At 68.9% G+C, this 16,638-nt stretch carries 23 protein-coding genes; 13 read left to right on the forward strand and 10 right to left on the reverse strand.

Annotated elements, in window-relative coordinates; genetic code table 11:
- From ABD127_RS01685 to ABD127_RS01700, 4 genes are all read right to left on the reverse strand, one after another.
- A partial coding sequence (locus ABD127_RS01685; RefSeq protein ID WP_344197053.1) for a hypothetical protein occupies window positions 1-801 on the reverse strand: 801 nt, incomplete at its 3' end.
- A gap of 71 nt (window positions 802-872) precedes the next feature.
- Entirely contained in the window at window positions 873-1,370 is a 498-nt protein-coding gene (locus ABD127_RS01690; RefSeq protein ID WP_344197055.1) for a DUF4365 domain-containing protein, read from the reverse strand.
- A 393-nt stretch (window positions 1,371-1,763) separates the two neighbouring features.
- The gene (locus ABD127_RS01695; RefSeq protein ID WP_344197057.1) at window positions 1,764-2,141 is read right to left on the reverse strand and encodes a hypothetical protein; all 378 of its coding nucleotides are present in this window, start codon (window positions 2,139-2,141) and stop codon (window positions 1,764-1,766) included.
- A 27-nt stretch (window positions 2,142-2,168) separates the two neighbouring features.
- A complete protein-coding gene (locus tag ABD127_RS01700) occupies window positions 2,169-3,695 on the reverse strand; it encodes a recombinase family protein (RefSeq protein WP_344197061.1) in 1,527 nt (508 codons plus the stop codon).
- Window positions 3,696-3,795: 100 nt separating this feature from the next.
- Between ABD127_RS01700 and ABD127_RS01705 the strand changes: the two genes are divergently transcribed.
- The 6 genes from ABD127_RS01705 to ABD127_RS19055 all read left to right on the forward strand — a co-directional run bounded on the left by ABD127_RS01705 (window position 3,796) and on the right by ABD127_RS19055 (window position 6,350).
- Window positions 3,796-3,975 (forward strand): hypothetical protein, encoded by a 180-nt coding sequence (locus tag ABD127_RS01705; RefSeq protein WP_344197063.1) that lies wholly within the window; start codon window positions 3,796-3,798, stop codon window positions 3,973-3,975.
- Window positions 3,968-4,363, forward strand: a complete 396-nt coding sequence (locus tag ABD127_RS01710; RefSeq protein ID WP_344197065.1) for a TadE/TadG family type IV pilus assembly protein — start codon at window positions 3,968-3,970, stop codon at window positions 4,361-4,363. The genes ABD127_RS01705 and ABD127_RS01710 overlap by 8 nt, the downstream gene beginning before the upstream one ends.
- Window positions 4,360-4,788, forward strand: a complete 429-nt coding sequence (locus tag ABD127_RS01715; protein WP_344197067.1) for a hypothetical protein — start codon at window positions 4,360-4,362, stop codon at window positions 4,786-4,788. The genes ABD127_RS01710 and ABD127_RS01715 overlap by 4 nt, the downstream gene beginning before the upstream one ends.
- Window positions 4,785-5,189 carry a pilus assembly protein TadG-related protein gene (locus ABD127_RS01720; RefSeq protein WP_344197068.1) on the forward strand — a complete coding sequence of 135 codons (405 nt, stop codon included), beginning with the start codon at window positions 4,785-4,787 and terminating at the stop codon, window positions 5,187-5,189. Before ABD127_RS01715 ends, ABD127_RS01720 begins: the two co-directional genes overlap by 4 nt.
- A 39-nt stretch (window positions 5,190-5,228) precedes the next feature.
- Window positions 5,229-5,813, forward strand: a complete 585-nt coding sequence (locus tag ABD127_RS01725) for a VanZ family protein (RefSeq protein ID WP_344197070.1) — start codon at window positions 5,229-5,231, stop codon at window positions 5,811-5,813.
- A gap of 78 nt (window positions 5,814-5,891) precedes the next feature.
- Window positions 5,892-6,350: an SdpI family protein gene (locus tag ABD127_RS19055; RefSeq protein ID WP_425545779.1), complete on the forward strand. Its 459-nt coding sequence runs from the start codon at window positions 5,892-5,894 to the stop codon at window positions 6,348-6,350.
- Window positions 6,351-6,381: 31 nt separating this feature from the next.
- On the opposite strand, the gene ABD127_RS01730 is transcribed toward ABD127_RS19055, so the two are convergent.
- Both ABD127_RS01730 and ABD127_RS01735 read right to left on the reverse strand, forming a co-directional pair.
- Window positions 6,382-7,047 carry a hypothetical protein gene (locus ABD127_RS01730; RefSeq protein WP_344197072.1) on the reverse strand — a complete coding sequence of 222 codons (666 nt, stop codon included), beginning with the start codon at window positions 7,045-7,047 and terminating at the stop codon, window positions 6,382-6,384.
- An 85-nt stretch (window positions 7,048-7,132) separates the two neighbouring features.
- Complete coding sequence (locus ABD127_RS01735) at window positions 7,133-7,801, reverse strand: hypothetical protein (RefSeq protein ID WP_344197074.1); 669 nt, start codon at window positions 7,799-7,801, stop codon at window positions 7,133-7,135.
- A gap of 158 nt (window positions 7,802-7,959) precedes the next feature.
- On the opposite strand from ABD127_RS01735, the gene bla reads away from it, so the two are divergent.
- From bla to ABD127_RS01755, 4 genes are read left to right on the forward strand one after another with little or no spacing between them, the layout of a single operon-like run.
- Entirely contained in the window at window positions 7,960-8,880 is a 921-nt protein-coding gene (gene bla / locus ABD127_RS01740) for a class A beta-lactamase (protein ID WP_425545780.1), read from the forward strand.
- A gap of 23 nt (window positions 8,881-8,903) precedes the next feature.
- The gene (locus tag ABD127_RS01745; RefSeq protein ID WP_229051498.1) at window positions 8,904-9,086 is read left to right on the forward strand and encodes a DUF5302 domain-containing protein; all 183 of its coding nucleotides are present in this window, start codon (window positions 8,904-8,906) and stop codon (window positions 9,084-9,086) included.
- A gap of 22 nt (window positions 9,087-9,108) precedes the next feature.
- Complete coding sequence (prfB, locus tag ABD127_RS01750; protein WP_344197079.1) at window positions 9,109-10,218, forward strand: peptide chain release factor 2; 1,110 nt, start codon at window positions 9,109-9,111, stop codon at window positions 10,216-10,218.
- A 4-nt stretch (window positions 10,219-10,222) separates the two neighbouring features.
- Window positions 10,223-10,765 (forward strand): DUF4245 domain-containing protein, encoded by a 543-nt coding sequence (locus ABD127_RS01755; protein ID WP_344197082.1) that lies wholly within the window; start codon window positions 10,223-10,225, stop codon window positions 10,763-10,765.
- A gap of 78 nt (window positions 10,766-10,843) precedes the next feature.
- On the opposite strand, the gene ABD127_RS01760 is transcribed toward ABD127_RS01755, so the two are convergent.
- Together ABD127_RS01760 and xseA are read right to left on the reverse strand one after the other, a co-directional pair.
- A complete protein-coding gene (locus tag ABD127_RS01760) occupies window positions 10,844-11,074 on the reverse strand; it encodes an exodeoxyribonuclease VII small subunit (protein WP_344197084.1) in 231 nt (76 codons plus the stop codon).
- Window positions 11,067-12,299, reverse strand: coding sequence for an exodeoxyribonuclease VII large subunit (gene xseA, locus ABD127_RS01765; protein ID WP_344197087.1), 1,233 nt, complete (start codon window positions 12,297-12,299; stop codon window positions 11,067-11,069). Before xseA ends, ABD127_RS01760 begins: the two co-directional genes overlap by 8 nt.
- Before the next feature lie 66 nt (window positions 12,300-12,365).
- On the opposite strand from xseA, the gene ABD127_RS01770 reads away from it, so the two are divergent.
- The gene (locus ABD127_RS01770; RefSeq protein WP_344197089.1) at window positions 12,366-13,364 is read left to right on the forward strand and encodes a 4-hydroxy-3-methylbut-2-enyl diphosphate reductase; all 999 of its coding nucleotides are present in this window, start codon (window positions 12,366-12,368) and stop codon (window positions 13,362-13,364) included.
- Window positions 13,365-13,379: 15 nt separating this feature from the next.
- Here ABD127_RS01770 and ABD127_RS01775 read toward each other — a convergent pair whose 3' ends face one another.
- The gene (locus ABD127_RS01775) at window positions 13,380-13,706 is read right to left on the reverse strand and encodes an antibiotic biosynthesis monooxygenase family protein (RefSeq protein WP_344197091.1); all 327 of its coding nucleotides are present in this window, start codon (window positions 13,704-13,706) and stop codon (window positions 13,380-13,382) included.
- A gap of 243 nt (window positions 13,707-13,949) precedes the next feature.
- On the opposite strand from ABD127_RS01775, the gene ABD127_RS01780 reads away from it, so the two are divergent.
- Window positions 13,950-14,144, forward strand: a complete 195-nt coding sequence (locus ABD127_RS01780; RefSeq protein ID WP_344197093.1) for a hypothetical protein — start codon at window positions 13,950-13,952, stop codon at window positions 14,142-14,144.
- A 106-nt stretch (window positions 14,145-14,250) separates the two neighbouring features.
- Window positions 14,251-16,137, forward strand: coding sequence for a Na+/H+ antiporter (locus tag ABD127_RS01785; RefSeq protein ID WP_344197095.1), 1,887 nt, complete (start codon window positions 14,251-14,253; stop codon window positions 16,135-16,137).
- 73 nt (window positions 16,138-16,210) lie between these two features.
- Here ABD127_RS01785 and ABD127_RS01790 read toward each other — a convergent pair whose 3' ends face one another.
- Window positions 16,211-16,621, reverse strand: coding sequence for a hypothetical protein (locus ABD127_RS01790; protein ID WP_344197097.1), 411 nt, complete (start codon window positions 16,619-16,621; stop codon window positions 16,211-16,213).
- Between the last annotated feature and the right edge of the window lie 17 nt (window positions 16,622-16,638).

Genomic DNA, 16,638 nt, shown 5'->3' on the forward strand with positions numbered 1-16,638 from the left:
AGGGCGCATGCTCCGGGGAAGGGCAACTGTGGTCGGCAGTGATGTGGTCGTCCCGAACGCTGGGGACCAATCGAATGAGATTGCCACCTGATCGACGGATGGGTTCTTCAACATTTCGTCAAGCGATGAGCAAAGTTCGCGTGTCACCCCAACGGTCGAGGCGGTGTCGAGATCATCGTCAGAAAGCTGTTCCACCGAGCGGTCGGTGAGGTTCACTGCAGAAGCCAGTGCAGTGGCGAGAGTCCGCGTCACGCGACGCTCATACGGCTCGATAGTGACCGTCGTATCGTTGCCCTGTGTGAGTGGCAGTGCCGGTCTTTCCGGGCGCTGCAACGTGATGTAGAGCGGGAACACGAAGGATCCGTCCTCCGTATGCGCTAGCTCAGCCTCTCGAGCCAACAACTGTGCCTCCGGCCTGTAGCGCCGCGCGACGCTCCAAGCGGGAGCGATCGCGCTCGTACCGCTGGCCGAAATGAGTCGTCGGCCGTTCTTCAGGGCCTCGGAGGCAGCACCTAGCGGAATGCGACCATTTCCCAAATCGTCCCCGATGAGTCTGAACTCGATGCGGTCAGTCAGCGGCGAAACGAGTCGCTGGACAACCTCTCGAACGTCCAGCCTCATGGCCGAGGCGACTCGCTCAGCGACGCCGGTCGCCAAGACAGGGTCCGACCAGAGTTGGTTGGGCAGAGCGACGGTGGAGTCGCCTAGCGCGACGAGTTCTCCCAGCGGGCCAACACTCTCTCGAGCCCATCCGGCCTGCTCTAGCCACTGGCGGAAAAGGGCAGAGTCGTCCTCAGTCATCCCTCGAAGCTGCGATGCGTACTGTTCCCAAGCACTTTCGCCGGCTCGTCGCCGAAGGTCCGAAGAGTCACTCATGTCGCACCTCCGTAGCCTTCACCGTAGACACTTTCATGCCAGGCGCCGACAGTGTCAGCTGTGAACCTTTGTGTGCGATCGAACTGCACGTGGGTCGCTGCAGGGGAGAGGTTGTCGATCCGAGCCCACAGAGCGAATGCCCCAGCGTGCGTGAGCGTCGGTTGACAGTCGAACCAGGCCGGAACGTGCTTCTCCATCAGGACGTAGATGAAGTACGTTGGTTTCCCGTTTCGGAGCCACTTGTCGCGCCACTTCTCGTCAATCGCGAAGTCGATAGTGCCGGTCTGCGGAGTGAGACTCTTCTGCGTAGTGCCCTTGATCTGGACCCGGAGATCGCCTTCCCGGTACTGGATCAGGCCATCAATCGCGAGCACGTCTTCGCCACTGGAGGTCTCGACGAACCCCACATGCGATTGAGCACAGACTGATCGCACGTACGTTACGGCGAACCGGCCGACGGCAGCGGAAAGGTCCAAGGTGCTGTGACCCAGCATCGCGCCCCCGGTTCGTCATTGCTAGTGGCGGCAACCTAGCAGTTTGGGAACGCGGTCTATGTCCTTTCGGGACAGATGTAGTTCAGAGTGCGGCAGTGCCAGCGCAAGTAGTCGTTCGTCGCTTGCCTCTTGCAGCGACGGGACGATCACAACTTGAGCTAGGACGGCGGGAGTCAGCCTGCTTCGCTGGGGCCTAGTCACCTGCAGTCGGCCGCGTCAGCGGCCTAGTGAGGAAGCAGGTAGTAGTTAGCAGGCTAGGAAGTAAGAGTTAGGAAGCTAGGAGGTTAGGGAGTTAGGAAGCTAGGAAGTAAGAGTTAGAGAGTTAGGAAGTAGAGATCTAACCTATTGCAGGTTTAAAGGTTAACTGGCTTGGTAGTGCCCCTGTGGCGACCATCATGCCGGGATGGTCAATCGGTACACGCTGGCCCTACCAGAGCCGCCAGACCCCCTGCTGACCTGCTCCACCCAGCCGTGCTCGCGGAGGTATCGCAGCGACCGAGACACCTTCGTCTTGCTGGTTCCGGTTACCCGGACGAGCAGTGCGTCGGATGGGTGCGCCTGAGTCCCGTCCCCGTTCGAGTACGTGGACAGCGCCAGCGCGATGTGCTGGCAGCCTGGGGTCATGCCCTCGTCGATGGATCGCTGGAGCAGGGCGGTCTGCCACTTCAGCTTGTCCGAGGGCCTCGACGGCGATCGTTGGGACTCCGGCGGTGGTACGACCGCGTTGTGGTCGTAGTCAGGGTCGTCTGAGGGTCGATAGAGCTTTCCCATGGTGTCGATCTCTCTTGGTTGTTTCAGTCAGTCGTCATCGCTGTAGTCATCTCCGAGACGGGCCAACACCTCAGCGTCCTTCGCTCGGATCAGTTCGTTAGCGCGCCGGAGGCTGTCGGGGTGGGTTCCAGCGACGAGGGGCGAGAGCCGTACAGGCGCATCGGACCAAATCGTTACCTGTTCAGAGATGGGTCGGTTGCGGCGGCGGTTTCGCGGGTGAAGTTGGATGTCGACAACCGCATCAAGGACGAGACGCTTGCTGTCGAGCGAGAGCCCGAGGAAGTTCGCGATGCGCGCCTTCCCTAGGGCGACGAGTGTGCGTTGGTCGCTGGTGGGCGAGTCGGAGATCCGCTCCTGCAGCAACTCTCGCTGCTCCCTGATACCTGAAAGTGCGGCCGTCCAACTCGACTCCTCGATCTGACCCTGCGCAAACCTCTCTGTGATCGTTCGCTCCCGATGGTCGAGCGCGGAAAGGTCGTTCATGAGGGCGTCTGTCTCCTCGTTCCCGCCAACGTCGGGCAGGAGACGACTGACAGAGAACACCTCTGAAGCGCCTGTCAGCGCGTCGAGGACGTACTGGTCCGCCTCGTCCCTGTTGGTCGTTAGATGCTCTCCTTCGGGATTGCTGCACTTGTAGACCTTTTGCTGATTACTTGAGCCTCCTTGCACCGTAAACCCGCATGTAGAGCAAGTGGCGATGCCCGACAGGAGAGTCTCAGCGCGCCTGCCACGGCCCGCGTGAGTGCGTCTGGCGGGATCCCCCAGAAGTGCCTGCAGCTGCCGCAGGGTGGGTTCTGAGAGGATCGGTTCCCACGCACCCGGTCCAACCTCCTGACCCTGGTACGTGTTGATCCCAGCGTTCACCGGGTTGAGAAGGATGGTCTTCACGCCGTTGTGAGTCCAACCCTCGGCTCCCCGGCTGCTGCGAGGAGTCGTTACCCCGGACTCCCGCCACTCCCGTGCAACGCTCTTGAGGGAGCTGCCATCGAGGACATCGGCTGCGGCCTTGCGGATCATCGCTGCCTGCTCTGGGATCACAACCTTGTTCAGGTCGTATCCAAACGAGGCCCAACCGCTGCGCCACGGCTGGCCCTCAGCCCTTCGCTGGGCGTTAGCAGCGCGCTGCCGCTCACCCTTGCGCTCGACCTCCATCTGTGAGATCGATCCGAGGATTGTTGCGACCGCCCTACCCTGCGGCGAAGACAGGTCGAGGTCGCCGTCAACGGTCACGATGCTGACGTTGGTTTCTTTGCACAGGTCGATGATGGAGACGAGTTCGCGCACCGTGCGCGTAATGCGGTCGACCTTCCAGGCGAGCACGATGTCGACCTCACCCGCTCGGATCATGTCGAGAACTCGAGTCCACGCGGGCCGCGCCTTTGGAGCGTAGGCGGAGACCGAGATGTCCGCTTCAGCTCCGACAACCTCGTACCCCCTCAGGCTCGCGAACTGGCGGCAATCTTGCTCCTGGCGTTGGTTGCTCCGCCCTTCGCCGGAGTCGTCGCGAGAGACCCGGGTGTAGATCACGGCGCGCTTGCCGCTGAGGTCGTTCATGAATGTCATTTTACACCTAAAAAGGTTACATGGTGTTCGCGTTCTTCCCTGGCCTCGTCGGCCTCCACCTGACGTCTGGATCCTGAGGAGAGGACCTGCCATGCCCCGACCACACCTGAGCCGACTGCTCGAACCACCCCGCCACGGGGAGGACGGTGACGTGCCGGGCTGGGTCATGATCACCGTGATGTCGGCTGGCATCGTCGCGATCCTGACCGCGATCGCCGGCCCCGAGCTCGCCCGCATCCTCCAGCAGGCGCTGGCCTCGGTCGGTGGCTGAGCGCCAGCGCGACCAGGCCGACGGCGGCAACGCCGCGGTCGACTTCGTGCTGGTCATGCTGATCGTGGTGCCGCTCGTGCTCGGCATCCTGCAGGTCGCCCTCGTGATGCACGTCCGCAACGTCACGACCGCTGCCGCGGCCGAGGGGGCTCGCACCCAGGCGGCCCTCGACGCGCCACCCGGCGCGGGGGAGCAGCGCACCCGCGCGCAGATCGATGCCGGCATCAGCGACCGCTTCGTGCGAGAGGTCACCGTCTCTCCGGCGACCGTCGCGGGGGCGCCGGGCGTGGAGGTGCGGGTCGTCAGCGAGGTCCCGGCGCTCGGGATGCTCGGTCCGGCGTTCACGGTCGAGGTATCGGGGCACGCGGTCAGCGAGGTGGCTCCGTGAGGCGCGAGCGCGGCACCGCGACGGTCGAGTTCGTGTGGCTCACGGTCCTGCTGCTGGTGCCGTTGGTCTACCTGCTGCTCTCGGTGTTCGAGGCGCAGCGCGCGGCCTTCGCGGTCTCGTCGGCGAGCCAGGCAGCGGGCCACGCCTTCGTCCGCGCACCCGACGTCGCGACGGGGCAGGCACGAGCCGAGCAGGCGGCTCTGGTGGCGCTGGCCGATCACGACGTCACCGGGGCTCGCGTCGACGTCGAGTGCCGGCCCACGCCGCGCGACTGCCTGCAGCCCGGGTCGAGCGTCCGGGTGGTCGTGACGGTCGAGCAACCGCTGCCGCTCCTGCCGTCGGTGATGGGCGAGAACGTCGGGGTGGTCACGGTCGACGCCACCCACACCGAGGCCTACGGCACGTTCCGCGAGGGTCGGAAGTGACGCGGCGCGAGGATGGGCAGATCACCCTCGTCACCGTCGGTTTCTTCATGGTCCTGGGCCTGCTCGGGGTGGTCGTGATCAACGCCTCCGACGCCTTCCTCGAGCGCCAGCGCCTCAACGGTCTCGCCGACGGTGCCGTCGTGGCAGCCGCCGATGCGCTCGACCTCGACGCCTTCTACTCGTCGGGCGTCACGACGATCGACCCCGACCAGGCGCGCACCCGCGTCGCCGAACACGTGGCCGACACCCCGGGCGTCCGCGTCGTCGACGTCCGTCTCGACGGCGACACGGTCACGGTCCGCCTCGAGCGCGACGTCACCCTGCCGCTCGCACCACCCGGCCTGGCCTCCACCACCACGATCGTTGCCGAAGCCTCCGGCCAGCTCCGTCCCACGCCGTGAGCACCGGCATCATCCAAGCCTGCTCGTGCCCGTGGAACGATGTGCCGGCAGTCCCGCCACCTCGGACTGCAGAAGGAGCGGCGCGAGATGTTCCGCGAGGTCCCGGTTCTCCCGGTCGTCGTGCCCGTGGCGGCCGTCGTCTTCATCGCCCTGCTGGCGCACCTGAGGCACCGCGGGCTGCTCTCGGTCCCGCGAGCAGCCGTCGCCCTTGCCATCTGCGTCTACGTCGCCGGAGTCGTCGCGAACACCGTGTTCCCGATCTTCCTCGACAAGCCCCGCAGGGACGTGCCGTGGAGCACGTTCGTCAACCTGGTCCCGCTGGTGGACTACGAGGTCGCTGACGCGGTGATGAACGTCGTCGTCTTCGTGCCGTTCGGGGTGCTGGTGCCCGTGCTCCTGGTCCGCGCGTCCTGGTCGCGCGTGGCGGGAGCCTCGGCAGCATTCAGCCTGACGATCGAGGCGACGCAGCTCGTCACCGCGCGCCTGCTCGGCGGCGGTCACGTGGCTGACGTCAACGACCTGATGTTCAACGTCCTTGGTGGTGTCGTCGGCTTCGGCCTGGTGGTGGCGGCATCCCGAGTGCCCCGCGTTGCCGCGGTGATCGAGCCGTTCCGCTGGCGCTGACGCACGAGGCAACAGCCACCTCGACTCCGCCAGGCCAAGCGCTCGTTACGTTGACATCGTCTCTGGATTGGGGGCTCGATGAATTCCGCAACAGGTACTGCGGCAGGACTGGCACTCGGCCTGCTGAGCATCGGCCTCACGGTGGGCTGGGTTGCCTCGCTCGTCCGATCGAGGTCGCTCGGACCGAACGGCATCGTCGGGCTCAAAACGAGGGCCACCAAGAGCTCTCCTGAAGCTTGGTACGCGGGTCACGATGCCGCCGTGCCCGCTCTCTGGAGTGCGGCGATCGCAGCGACCACTCTTGCATTCGTGAACATCGGCTTGGCTGTTGTTCTCAGCGAATCCAAGCGGGCCGACTCGACGGTAACCGTGGTCGGGATCAGCAGCTTCGCAGGAGTTGTGGCCCTTCTCGCCTTCGCGACGATGAGGGCAGATCGAGTGGCAAGGCGGGTCAGGAGGGCCATCGAAACAAGGCGCCCGACCGACCCGCCTCGGCGCCTCGGTGACCCCGGAACGCACGACACCCCGGCCACCTGAGGCGGCCGGGGCGTCGTGGTGCGACGGTGCGTCAGTTCGTGCGGAAGTCCGACACGAGCCAGTCGCCGCCGTCATCGGTGATCGTGAACGTCGTGATGAAGGTCGACGTCCGGTCCGAGGCGAGCTCGGTGATCGTGTAGTCGATCTCCACGGTCGCCTCGGTCGGGTCCTGCTCGTCGTCGAGCTCGGTGGTCTCGATGTCGTAGTCGTCGAGCGAGTACTGGCCGGGGCCGATCTCGGCGAGGCAGCTCGCCTCGTCGGGCCAGTTGCCGGGGGCGAGCTCCAGCAGCGCGGCGCAGTCACCGTCGTAGTACGCGACCGTGAAGTCCTCGACCGTGTCGACCCACGGGCCGTCGTCGAGGTCGACCTCGTCGTCGTCGGTGTCCTCGGTGGGGTCGTCGCTCGGGTCGTCCGTCGGCTCCGAGGTCTTGTTCGTGTCGGCGTCGGTGTCGTCGTCGCCGCCGGTGAGCAGCAGCACCGCGGCCGTGGCGCCGCCGGCCAGCAGCACGAGCGCCAGGACGACGATGCCGATGATCAGGCCGACCTTCTTGCCGCCGCCACCGTTGGGCGGCGTGGGGCCACCGGGGGGCGGGAAGCCTCCGCCCGGGGGCGGGAAGCCACCGCCGGGCGGCGGGGTGGGCTGGCCGGGGGGAGGGGTGGAGCCGGGCGGCGGCGGGGTGCTCGGGTCGTAGCTCATGACGTCTCGCTCTTCCTTCATCATCGGGGCGGGGTGGGGAGGTGCAGCAGGTCAGGTGCGGGGCCGCGGGGCGGCCCGAGGCGGGTCAGATGGAGTCGTACTCCACGATGACCCAGTCGTCGCCGTCCTTCTCGAGGGTGAACTCGACGGTGTAGTCGTCCTCGGTGTCGCCCTCGAGGTCGACCTCGGTGAACGAGACCTCGACGGTGGCCTCGGTCGGGTCGGCCTCGTCGTCGACGTCGGTCGCCTCGAGGCTGGAGATCTCGATCTCCACGTCGTCCGGGTCGGTGTACGGGTACTCGTCCTCGCACTCCTCGACATCGGCGAACTGGTCCGGGTAGAGGTCGAGGATCGTGTCGCAGTCGCCGTCGTCGTAGGCGGCGAAGTAGTCCTCGACCGCCGTGACGTAGCCCTCGTCGGTCTCGGTCGTGGTGTCGTCGTCCGTGCGGTCGTCGTTGTCGCTGTCGTCGCCACCGGCGAGCACCAGGATCAGCGCGGTCGCGGCACCGGCGACGAGGAGGACGACGGCCACGATGATCGCGATGATCAGGCCCGTCTTGCCGCCTCCACCACCGTTGTTCTGCGGCGGCTGGGGCGGGAACCCGCCTCCGCCGTAGCCGCCCTGGCCTGGTGCGCCGTAGCCCGGCTGCGGCGGGTAGCCGTAGGCGGGAGGAGGCGTCGGGGCCGGGGCGCCGTAGCCGGGAGGAGTGGGCTCGGACGGCGGGGGCACAGGGCCGGGGACCTGGGACGACATGGTTCGCACCTTCGGCTCGGGGACTCGATCGAACGTCAGAGGGGCTCACCTCGGGGAATGTTCCCGCTCCTGGGCGATCATCTTGCTGCATCTGCCGCATCGGGGCGAGCGAACCGTCGGACGTCACAGCATGTGGACGGTGTGATGGACTGGCGCGCATGCGTGGTTTCGGGGCGACGGCAGCAGCACTGGTACTCCTGATCGGGCTCGGAGCGTGCTCCGGTGGCGACAACGCGGAACCCGGCGTGAGCCCGGATCCCTCGACCTCGGCGCCTGCCGACGGCGAGGTCGTCGACCGGTCCGCCGAGCTCGCGGCGGTCGAGGAGCAGCACGACGTGCGCCTCGGCGTGTACGCGATCGACACGGGCTCGGGCGACCGGATCGAGCAGCGGGCCGACGAGCGGTTTGCCTTCGCCTCGACCTTCAAGGCACTCCTCGTGGGTGCACTGGTGGAGGAGCGGTCGGTGAGCGTGCTCGAGCTGAGCGTGCCGATCTCGGAGGACGACCTGGTCGCGTACGCACCCCAGGTGGAGGCCGCGCTGGCGGAGGGACGCACCAGCATGACGGTCGGTGAGCTGGCCGACGCGACGGTCCGCTTCAGCGACAACGCCGCCGGCAACCTGCTGCTGCAGCAGATCGGGGGACCGTCGGGGTTCCAGGCGGCCCTGCGTGCGGTGGGCGACGACGTCACGAACTCGTCGCGCACCGAGCCGGGCCTCAACGAGGCGACGCCGGGCGACGACCGTGACACCACCACGCCGCGCGCCATCGCCGACACGCTGGCCTACTTCGCTGTCGACGGCGCGGCGCCCGAGAACCGCGAGGTGCTGGTCGACCTGATGCTGCGCAACACGACCGGCGACGCCCTGATCCGTGCGGGCGTTCCGGGCGACTGGCAGGTGGCCGACAAGACCGGCTCCGGCGGCTACGGCACGCGCAATGACATCGCCGTCGTGTGGCCTCCGGGCCGCGACCCGATCGTCGTGGCGATCCTGACCTCGCGCGACGACGAGGACGCCGACACGGTCGACGCGGCGGTCGCCGATGCGATGCGTGTGGTCTCGGAGGCCTTCGCCTGAGCGGACAGGGCTAGGGTGCGGACATGGCTGATTCCTCTGAGAACGATCCGAAGGCTGACATGAAGGCCAAGTTCCGCGAGGCCCTCGAGAAGAAGAAGAGCAAGCACCACGCGACGGCCGAGGGTGCCGCGCACGATGGCAGCGAGAAGTCGCACGGTGCGAACGGTCCGACGCAGTCCCCGGAGTTCCGCCGCAAGAGCGTCTGACACGACGGGGTAGCCTCGGCCCGTGGCTGCCGTTGATTTCTCCGAGCTCATCAAGGACCTCGACACGACGTTGACGTCGATCGAGAAGGTCCTCGACCTGCCCAAGATGCAGGCCGAGATCGACGAGCTGCAGGAGCAGGTCGGTGCGCCGGACCTGTGGGACGACCAGACCAACGCGCAGCGCGTGACCGGCCGCCTCTCGGTCCTCCAGGCCGAGGTCGAGCGCGTCGAGGGCCTGCGGGCGCGCCTCGACGACGTGGAGGTGCTGGTCGAGCTCTCCCAGGAGGAGGGCGACCCCGACTCCCTGGCCGAGGCCGAGTCCGAGATCCGCCGCCTGCGGGCGCTGGTCGAGAGTCTCGAGGTCCGCACGCTGCTCTCGGGCGAGTACGACGAGCGCGAGGCGATCGTCACGATCCGCTCTGGCGCGGGCGGCGACGACGCCACCGACTTCGCCGAGATGCTGCAGCGCATGTACACGCGCTGGGCCGAGCGCCACAAGTACGGCATCGAGATCTACGACACCTCGTGGGCCGAGGGCGCCGGCATCAAGTCGTCCACCTTCGCGATCCGTGCCCCCTACGCCTACGGCACCCTCTCGGTCGAGTCCGGCACGCACCGCCTCGTGCGCATCTCGCCGTTCGACAACCAGGGCCGCCGCCAGACCTCGTTCGCCGCGGTCGAGGTCGTGCCGGTGCTGGAGCAGACCGACGAGATCGACATCCCCGAGGAGGAGATCCGCGTCGACGTGTACCGCTCGAGCGGACCGGGCGGCCAGAGCGTCAACACGACGGACTCGGCCGTGCGCTTGACCCACATCCCGACCGGCACGGTCGTGAGCTGCCAGAACGAGAAGAGCCAGCTGCAGAACAAGGCCAGCGCGATGGTGATCCTCCGGGCGAAGCTGCTCGCGCTGAAGAAGGCCGAGGAACGCGCCGAGCTCGACGAGCTGCGCGGCGACGTGCAGGCCTCGTGGGGCGACCAGATGCGCAACTACGTGCTGAACCCGTACCAGCTGGTCAAGGACCTGCGGACCGAGTACGAGACCGGCAACACGCAGGCCGTGCTCGACGGCGAGATCGACGAGTTCATTGAGGCCGGCATCCGCTGGCGTCGCGAGTCGCAGACCGCCTGATCCGATGAGCTCTCCCGCACCGCAGCGTTCGCGCGGCAATCCCTCGATGGGCGACATCGTCCGCAGCGTCGTGGTGCTCGCCGCGATCGTGCTCGGCATCTGGGCCTTCGGCCTGCTGCAGACCAGCACGCCTGACGACCCCGTGCGCGACGTCGACTACGCCAGCACCGCCGATAGTGCGCGGCAGGCGGCCACCTACCCGCTGCTCGCGCCCGCCTCGCTGCCCGACGAGTGGCGGCCGAACGGCGTGCGATTCACGCCGGGCGGCACCCAGCCGTGGCACCTCGGCGTGCTCACGGCCCAGGACCGCTACATCGGTCTGGAGCAGGAGAAGGTGCCCGCCGACGACCTGCTCGAGGTGCACGCCGACGGCGCGAAGGCCGCCGGGACCCTCGACATCGCCGGGGTCACGTGGCAGCGCTTCGACGGTCCGAAGAACCGCATCACGCTGGTGCAGGAGACCCCTGAGGTCACGACGCTCGTGACCACCAGCACGGCCTCGCAGGACGACCTCGAGACGTTCGTCGCGCTCCTCACCGCCAGCTGACCCGCGCTCGCCCCGTTGGGCCCCGGTCCCTGAGGTGCGAGCGAGGAACGAGCGAGCCTCGAAGGGTCCACCCGCAGGTCACTCCGAGCGGTCGGACCCACTCTCGCCCGACGCTGCCGCGAGCCGCTCATGCGCGCCGTCGAGCCAGGTCTGGCAGATGCGCGCCAGCTCCTCGCCGCGCTCCCAGAGCGCGAGCGACTCCTCGAGCGTGGTGCCGCCGGTCTCGAGCCGCTGCACCGTGGCGATGAGCTCGTCGCGGGCCTGCTCGTAGCTGATCTCGGGCTTCTCGGTCGTGGGCTTCTCACTCATCGACGTTCTCCTGCTGGGGGTCGGGGTGGACGGAGGTGCGGCGGGTGACGACGTGGCCGTCGGCGAGCCGCACGTGGATCTCGTCGGGGACGTCGGTCACCGAGGTGAGCACCGTGCCGTCGGGCGCCTGGGCCACGGCGTAGCCGCGCTGCAGCGTGGCCAACGGGGACAGTCCTCGGACGCGCGCCAGGTGGTGGCCGACCTCGTCGCGGGCACGATCGAGCCGTTGCTCCACCGCACGTCGGCTGCGCTCGCGGGCCGTGAGCACGAGCTCGGCCTGCGCGTCGACGAGCGTGGTGGGCCGCGCCAGTGCGGGGCGGCTGCGGATCGACTCGAGCCCGTGCCGCTCGCGCTCGAGCAGACGCACGACGGCCTGGTGCGAGCGGAGCCGGACCGAGGCGATGGCCTCCAGCTCGACCGCGGCGTCGGGCACGATGCGCTTCGCGGCGTCGGTGGGGGTGGAGGCGCGCAGGTCGGCGACGAGGTCGAGCAGCGGTGTGTCGGGCTCGTGGCCGATCGCGGACACGACCGGGGTGGTGCACGCGAACACGGCCCGCACGAGCGCCTCGTCGCTGAACGGCAGGAGGTCCTCCACCGATCCGCCGCCGCGGGCCACGACGATGACGTCGACGGCCGGGTCGGCGTCGAGCTCGGCCACGGCCGCGATGACGGCACGGGCGGACTCGGCGCCCTGCATCAGGGCGTGCCGCACGTGGAAGGGGGCAGCGGGCCAGCGCAGCCGCACGTTCTCGAGGACGTCGCGCTCGGCGGCCGACGCGCGCCCCGTGACCAGGCCGATGCCCAGCGGCAGGACCGGCAGCGTCTTCTTCCAGCGCGGCTCGAACAGCCCCTCGGCGGCCAGCAGCTGCTTGCGGCGCTCGAGCTGGGCCAGCAGCTCGCCCTCGCCGGCGGGCCGGATCTCGCGGACGTCGAGCGAGAGGCTGCCGTTGGGGCCGTAGTACGTGGGCTTGGCGTGCACGACGACCCGTGCGCCGGCGGTGACGGGCGCCGCGCACGCGTCGAGCACGCTGACGTGGCACTTGGCGCCCATCGAGACCTTCGCCTCGAGGTCGCGAAGCGTGAGGAAGCAGATGCCGGGGCGGCGGTTGAGCTGGGCGACCTCGGCCTCGACCCACACCGCACCCAGCCGGCCGATGTACTCACCGACGGCCTGGGAGATCGTGCGCAGCGGCGCGGGGGAGTCCGCACTGGTGTCGAGGGCCATGGCGGCCACCCTAGAGGGAGCCTCGGACGTCGGCGGGCGCTCATGTCGGACCGTTAGGATGGCGGCATGTCTTCCTCGGTCACGCTCGGCATGCCCTCCGTCGGCGGCCAGGTGCTCCTCGCGGATCCGCGCGGCTACTGCGCCGGCGTCGATCGCGCGGTCATCACCGTCGAGAAGGCGCTCGACCTCTACGGCGCCCCGGTCTACGTGCGCAAGCAGATCGTGCACAACAAGCACGTGGTCAACAACCTCGCGGCGCGCGGTGCGATCTTCGTCGAGGAGCTCGACGAGGTGCCCGAGGGCGCCACGGTCGTCTTCAGCGCCCACGGCGTCTCGCCGATGGTGCACGCCGAGGCCGCTGACCGCAGCCTCAAGACGATCGACGCCACGTGCCCGCTCGTCACGAAGGTGCACCACGAGGCCCGCCGCTTCGCCCAGGAGGGCAAGCAGATCCTGCTGATCGGGCACGAGGGGCACGAGGAGGTCGAGGGCACCGCCGGTGAGGCGCCCGACCACATCACCCTCGTCGAGCACCCCGACGACGTCGACGCCCTGGAGTTCCCCGAGGGCACGCCGCTGTCGTGGCTCTCGCAGACCACGCTCAGCGTCGACGAGACGATGGAGACGGTCCGCCGCCTGCGCGAGAAGTTCCCGCAGCTGGAGGACCCGCCGTCCGACGACATCTGCTACGCCACGCAGAACCGTCAGGTCGCGGTCAAGGAGATCGCGAAGGACGCCGACCTGGTCATCGTCGTCGGCTCGGCAAACAGCTCGAACTCGGTGCGCCTCGTCGAGGTCGCGCTCGAGGCCGGTGCCGCCGCGTCGTACCGCATCGACGACATCTCCGAGATCGACGAGGCCTGGCTCGACGGCGTCACCACGGTCGGCGTCACGTCGGGTGCCTCGGTGCCCGACGACCTCGTGCAGGACGTCCTCGGCTACCTCGCGGAGCGGGGCATCGGCGACGCCCGCGCCATCCGCACCGCCGACGAGAGCCTGATCTTCGCGCTCCCGCCGGAGTTGCGCCGCGACATGAAGGCCGCGGGCACCTCCAGCAAGCTCTGACGGTCCGTCAGGGCCTCAGCCCTCGGATCCGCCGGCGACCTCGTAGCTCCAGACCTCGCTGTGGGTCGAGACCGGCTTGGCCGGCTCGCCGCCGCTGCGCTCGGACGCCGAGCGGTGGCCGTGCGCGAACGCGGGCGACGCGACCCACGCCTGGAACGTCTCCTCGTCGCGCCAGCGGCTGACGACCAGCCACTGGTCACGCTCGTCGGTCGGCTTCAGCAGCTCGAACCCCTCGAAGCCCTCGGCCCCGTCGACGGCCCCCGCGCGGGCGGCGAAGCGGTGGGCGAGCTCGTCGCCGGAGTCCTTCGGAACGGTGATGGCATTGATCTTGATGACGGTCATGCCCCGATCCTGTCAGCCGACGGGGAAGTTCTCGCCCCGCGTCTCAGGCCAGGGGGCGGTGATTGAGGAACCGTGTCCGACCGGGCGGTGACCTAGCGACGTGTCGCAGTCGTTCACACGTCGCAATCTCACCGCCCGCACTAGCCTGACCCCATGGCCACGCGGTGTGCGCAGTGCGAGACGCGGCGGGCGACGACGGAGTCGCCCACGGGTCGTCCGCTTTGCGAGGAGTGCCGCCGGAGGATGACCGAGCTCGGTGCCGCCGGGTCGGCGCTGGTGTCGGGGGAGTCGCTGCCGACCGCCGTCGGGACCGGCATCGCCGCGGGCGCATGGGCCGGAGCGGTGGAGGCCGAGGGTCGTGCGGCGCAGGCGCGGAAGGCCAAGCTCGACGAGACGCGCGGCTTCTGGCGCCGGCTGTGGGTCCGCGTCTGGGGCTGATCCTCCGGTCGAGCGGTGACCCTGCGTCCGTTCCCGACCGGCGGGTGGGCGCTATCTCACCGCCCGAGCACTTCCGCGACTAGGACGGGCGCGCCAGGATGTGCAGGTGGATACCGCCCTGACCATCGTCGTCGCCGTCAGCCTGGCCGTTGCCGTCTCGACGCTGGCCGGCCGACTGCCCGTCGCTGCGCCGCTCGTGCTCATCGTGTTCGGCATCGCCGGCTCCTACGTGCCGTTCATTCCCGACGTCGAGCTGACGCCGGAGATCGTGCTGGTCGGCCTGCTCCCGCCGCTGCTCTACGCCGCCGCCATCCGCACACCGCTCGTCGACTTCCGCGCGAACCGACGTCCGATCGCGCTGCTGAGCATCGCCCTCGTGGTGGTGACGACCGTCGTGATCGGCTTCCTGACAACCGCCTTGCTCGACGTGCCGTTGGCCGTGGGTCTCGCGCTGGGCGCGGTCGTCGCGCCGCCGGACGCCGTCGCCGCCACCGCCGTCGCCCGCCGCATCGGTCTGCCGCGCCGCGTCGTGACGATCCTCGAGGGTGAGAGCCTCGTCAACGACGCGACCGCGATCGTGCTGCTGCGCACGTCGATCGCCGCGATCGCCGGATCGGTGAGCCTGTTCGAGATCGGCGTGGAGTTCCTGATCTCCGCGCTGGGCGGACTGCTGGTGGGCGTGATCGTGGCGCTCGTCGTGGTGCAGGTGCGCAAGCGGATCACCGACGACCTCACCGACGTCTCGCTGTCCCTCCTGACCCCCTGGCTGGCCTACGTGCCGGCCGAGGAGATCCACTGGGCCGGCACCGACGCCCACGCGTCGGGCGTGCTGGCCGTCGTGGTGGCGGGCCTGCTGATCGGCCACAAGTCGCCCATCATCCAGTCGGCCACGTCGCGCCTGTTCGAGCGGATGAACTGGGCGACGATCTCGTTCGTTCTGGAGAACACGACGTTCCTGCTGATCGGCCTGCAGGTGCAGTCGATCGTCTCCGACGTGGGCGACAGCGACCTCGGCACCGGTCGTGTCGTCGCGGTGAGCCTGATCATCCTGGCCGCTGTGATCGGCATCCGCCTGGTCTGGATCTTCCCCGCGACCTACCTGCCGCGGATGATCCCGTCGGTCCGTCGCGCCGACCCGCCTCCGCCGTGGACCACGCCGCTGCTGATCGGCTGGGCCGGCATGCGCGGGGTCGTCACTCTCGCCGCCGTGTTCCTGCTGCCGGAGGACACGCCGCAGCGCGAGGTGCTCGTGATGGTGGCGTTCGTCGTCACGGTCGGCACGCTGATGCTGCAGGGCCTCACCCTCCCGCTGCTGGTGCGGGTGCTGAAGGTCAGCGGCCCGGACCGCCACGAGGACAACCTCACGGAGGCGACCGTGCACCAGGCCGCCGCCAACGCGGGCCTGCGCTACCTCGAGGACGAGATCGCCGGCACGGTCTCCGACGAGGTGCTGCAGCGCCTCCGCAACCGTGCGCAGGACCGGGCCAACGCGATCTGGGAACGGCTCGGCAGCGTCGACACCCCCGCCGCGCAGTACAGCCGCGCACGCGCCGCGACCCTGGCGCGCGAGCGCGCCGAGCTGATCCGCATCCGCGGCGAGGGCACCGTCGACCAGTCGGTGCTGCAGCGCGTGCTGGACGCGCTCGACGTCGAGGAGTCGATCCTCGACCGCCTCGCGGAGGAGGAGACCACCGTGGATCGAGAGGTCGACCTGCGCGCCAGCTACGACGCGTCGGGCGCCTGCGAGCACCTGCGGGTGGCGTGCGAGGTGCCGACGCCGCTGACCCCCACCGGGTGCGCCGAGTGCCTGCGTGACGGAGCGTCGTGGGTGCACCTGCGCATCTGCATGACCTGCGGCCACGTGGGCTGCTGCGACTCCTCCGAGGGCCAGCACGCGACCGCGCACTTCCACGAGACGGGGCATCCGGTCATGCGCAGCTTCGAGCCGGGCGAGGCCTGGCGCTGGTGCTTCGTCGACGAGGAGACCGGCTGAGGGGCGGTCAGCTTCCGGGCCCTGAGGTGCCGTGAGGAACGAGCGGCCTCGAGGGGCAGACCTCAGTCCACTCCTACCGCAGTGCGAGTCGGCGCAGGCCGAGCGCGGCGAGCGTGAAGGTCTCGGCGACCGCGAGCGTGATGCCGCGGTCGACCGTGCCGGCGAGCACGCGGCCGAAGCGACCGGCGGACTCCGGCATGCCCTCGGGAGCAACCGCCGCCGGGTCGATGACGACCGCCAGCGTCAGTACGCCGATGAGCAGCAGCGGGGGAGCGAGGACCGTGGCCCACAGCTGGCTGGGGGTGACCGACAGTGGCACCGAGACCGACGCCATGAGCACGCCGACCGAGGTGAACATGCCGAGGCTGCCGTCGATGAGGTCGATGATGGTCAGGAGCGCGACCAGCAGCACCGCGCCGCGCGATGCGGCCGCGAGCGTGATGTCGCGCTGAGCGAGCGCGGCCGGGGCCGCGAGACCTGCCATGTTCTGAAGGTAGGGCG

It is taken from the genome of Aeromicrobium alkaliterrae, assembly GCF_039529015.1.
In the GTDB taxonomy this organism is placed as follows: Bacteria; Actinomycetota; Actinomycetes; order Propionibacteriales; family Nocardioidaceae; genus Aeromicrobium; species Aeromicrobium alkaliterrae.

Excerpts from the sequence above, each read along its gene's own strand:
- ABD127_RS01690 (WP_344197055.1), bottom strand. The coding sequence starts at position 1,370 with ATGCTGGGTCACAGCACCTTGGACCTTTCCGCTGCCGTCGGCCGGTTC.
- ABD127_RS01695 (WP_344197057.1), bottom strand. The coding sequence starts at position 2,141 with ATGGGAAAGCTCTATCGACCCTCAGACGACCCTGACTACGACCACAAC.
- ABD127_RS01700 (WP_344197061.1), bottom strand. The coding sequence starts at position 3,695 with ATGAACGACCTCAGCGGCAAGCGCGCCGTGATCTACACCCGGGTCTCT.
- ABD127_RS01705 (WP_344197063.1), top strand. The coding sequence starts at position 3,796 with ATGCCCCGACCACACCTGAGCCGACTGCTCGAACCACCCCGCCACGGG.
- ABD127_RS01725 (WP_344197070.1), top strand. The coding sequence starts at position 5,229 with ATGTGCCGGCAGTCCCGCCACCTCGGACTGCAGAAGGAGCGGCGCGAG.
- ABD127_RS19055 (WP_425545779.1), top strand. The coding sequence starts at position 5,892 with ATGAATTCCGCAACAGGTACTGCGGCAGGACTGGCACTCGGCCTGCTG.
- ABD127_RS01730 (WP_344197072.1), bottom strand. The coding sequence starts at position 7,047 with ATGAGCTACGACCCGAGCACCCCGCCGCCGCCCGGCTCCACCCCTCCC.
- ABD127_RS01735 (WP_344197074.1), bottom strand. The coding sequence starts at position 7,801 with ATGTCGTCCCAGGTCCCCGGCCCTGTGCCCCCGCCGTCCGAGCCCACT.
- bla (WP_425545780.1), top strand. The coding sequence starts at position 7,960 with ATGCGTGGTTTCGGGGCGACGGCAGCAGCACTGGTACTCCTGATCGGG.
- ABD127_RS01745 (WP_229051498.1), top strand. The coding sequence starts at position 8,904 with ATGGCTGATTCCTCTGAGAACGATCCGAAGGCTGACATGAAGGCCAAG.
- ABD127_RS01755 (WP_344197082.1), top strand. The coding sequence starts at position 10,223 with ATGAGCTCTCCCGCACCGCAGCGTTCGCGCGGCAATCCCTCGATGGGC.
- ABD127_RS01760 (WP_344197084.1), bottom strand. The coding sequence starts at position 11,074 with ATGAGTGAGAAGCCCACGACCGAGAAGCCCGAGATCAGCTACGAGCAG.
- xseA (WP_344197087.1), bottom strand. The coding sequence starts at position 12,299 with ATGGCCCTCGACACCAGTGCGGACTCCCCCGCGCCGCTGCGCACGATC.
- ABD127_RS01770 (WP_344197089.1), top strand. The coding sequence starts at position 12,366 with ATGTCTTCCTCGGTCACGCTCGGCATGCCCTCCGTCGGCGGCCAGGTG.
- ABD127_RS01775 (WP_344197091.1), bottom strand. The coding sequence starts at position 13,706 with ATGACCGTCATCAAGATCAATGCCATCACCGTTCCGAAGGACTCCGGC.
- ABD127_RS01780 (WP_344197093.1), top strand. The coding sequence starts at position 13,950 with ATGACCGAGCTCGGTGCCGCCGGGTCGGCGCTGGTGTCGGGGGAGTCG.
- ABD127_RS01790 (WP_344197097.1), bottom strand. The coding sequence starts at position 16,621 with ATGGCAGGTCTCGCGGCCCCGGCCGCGCTCGCTCAGCGCGACATCACG.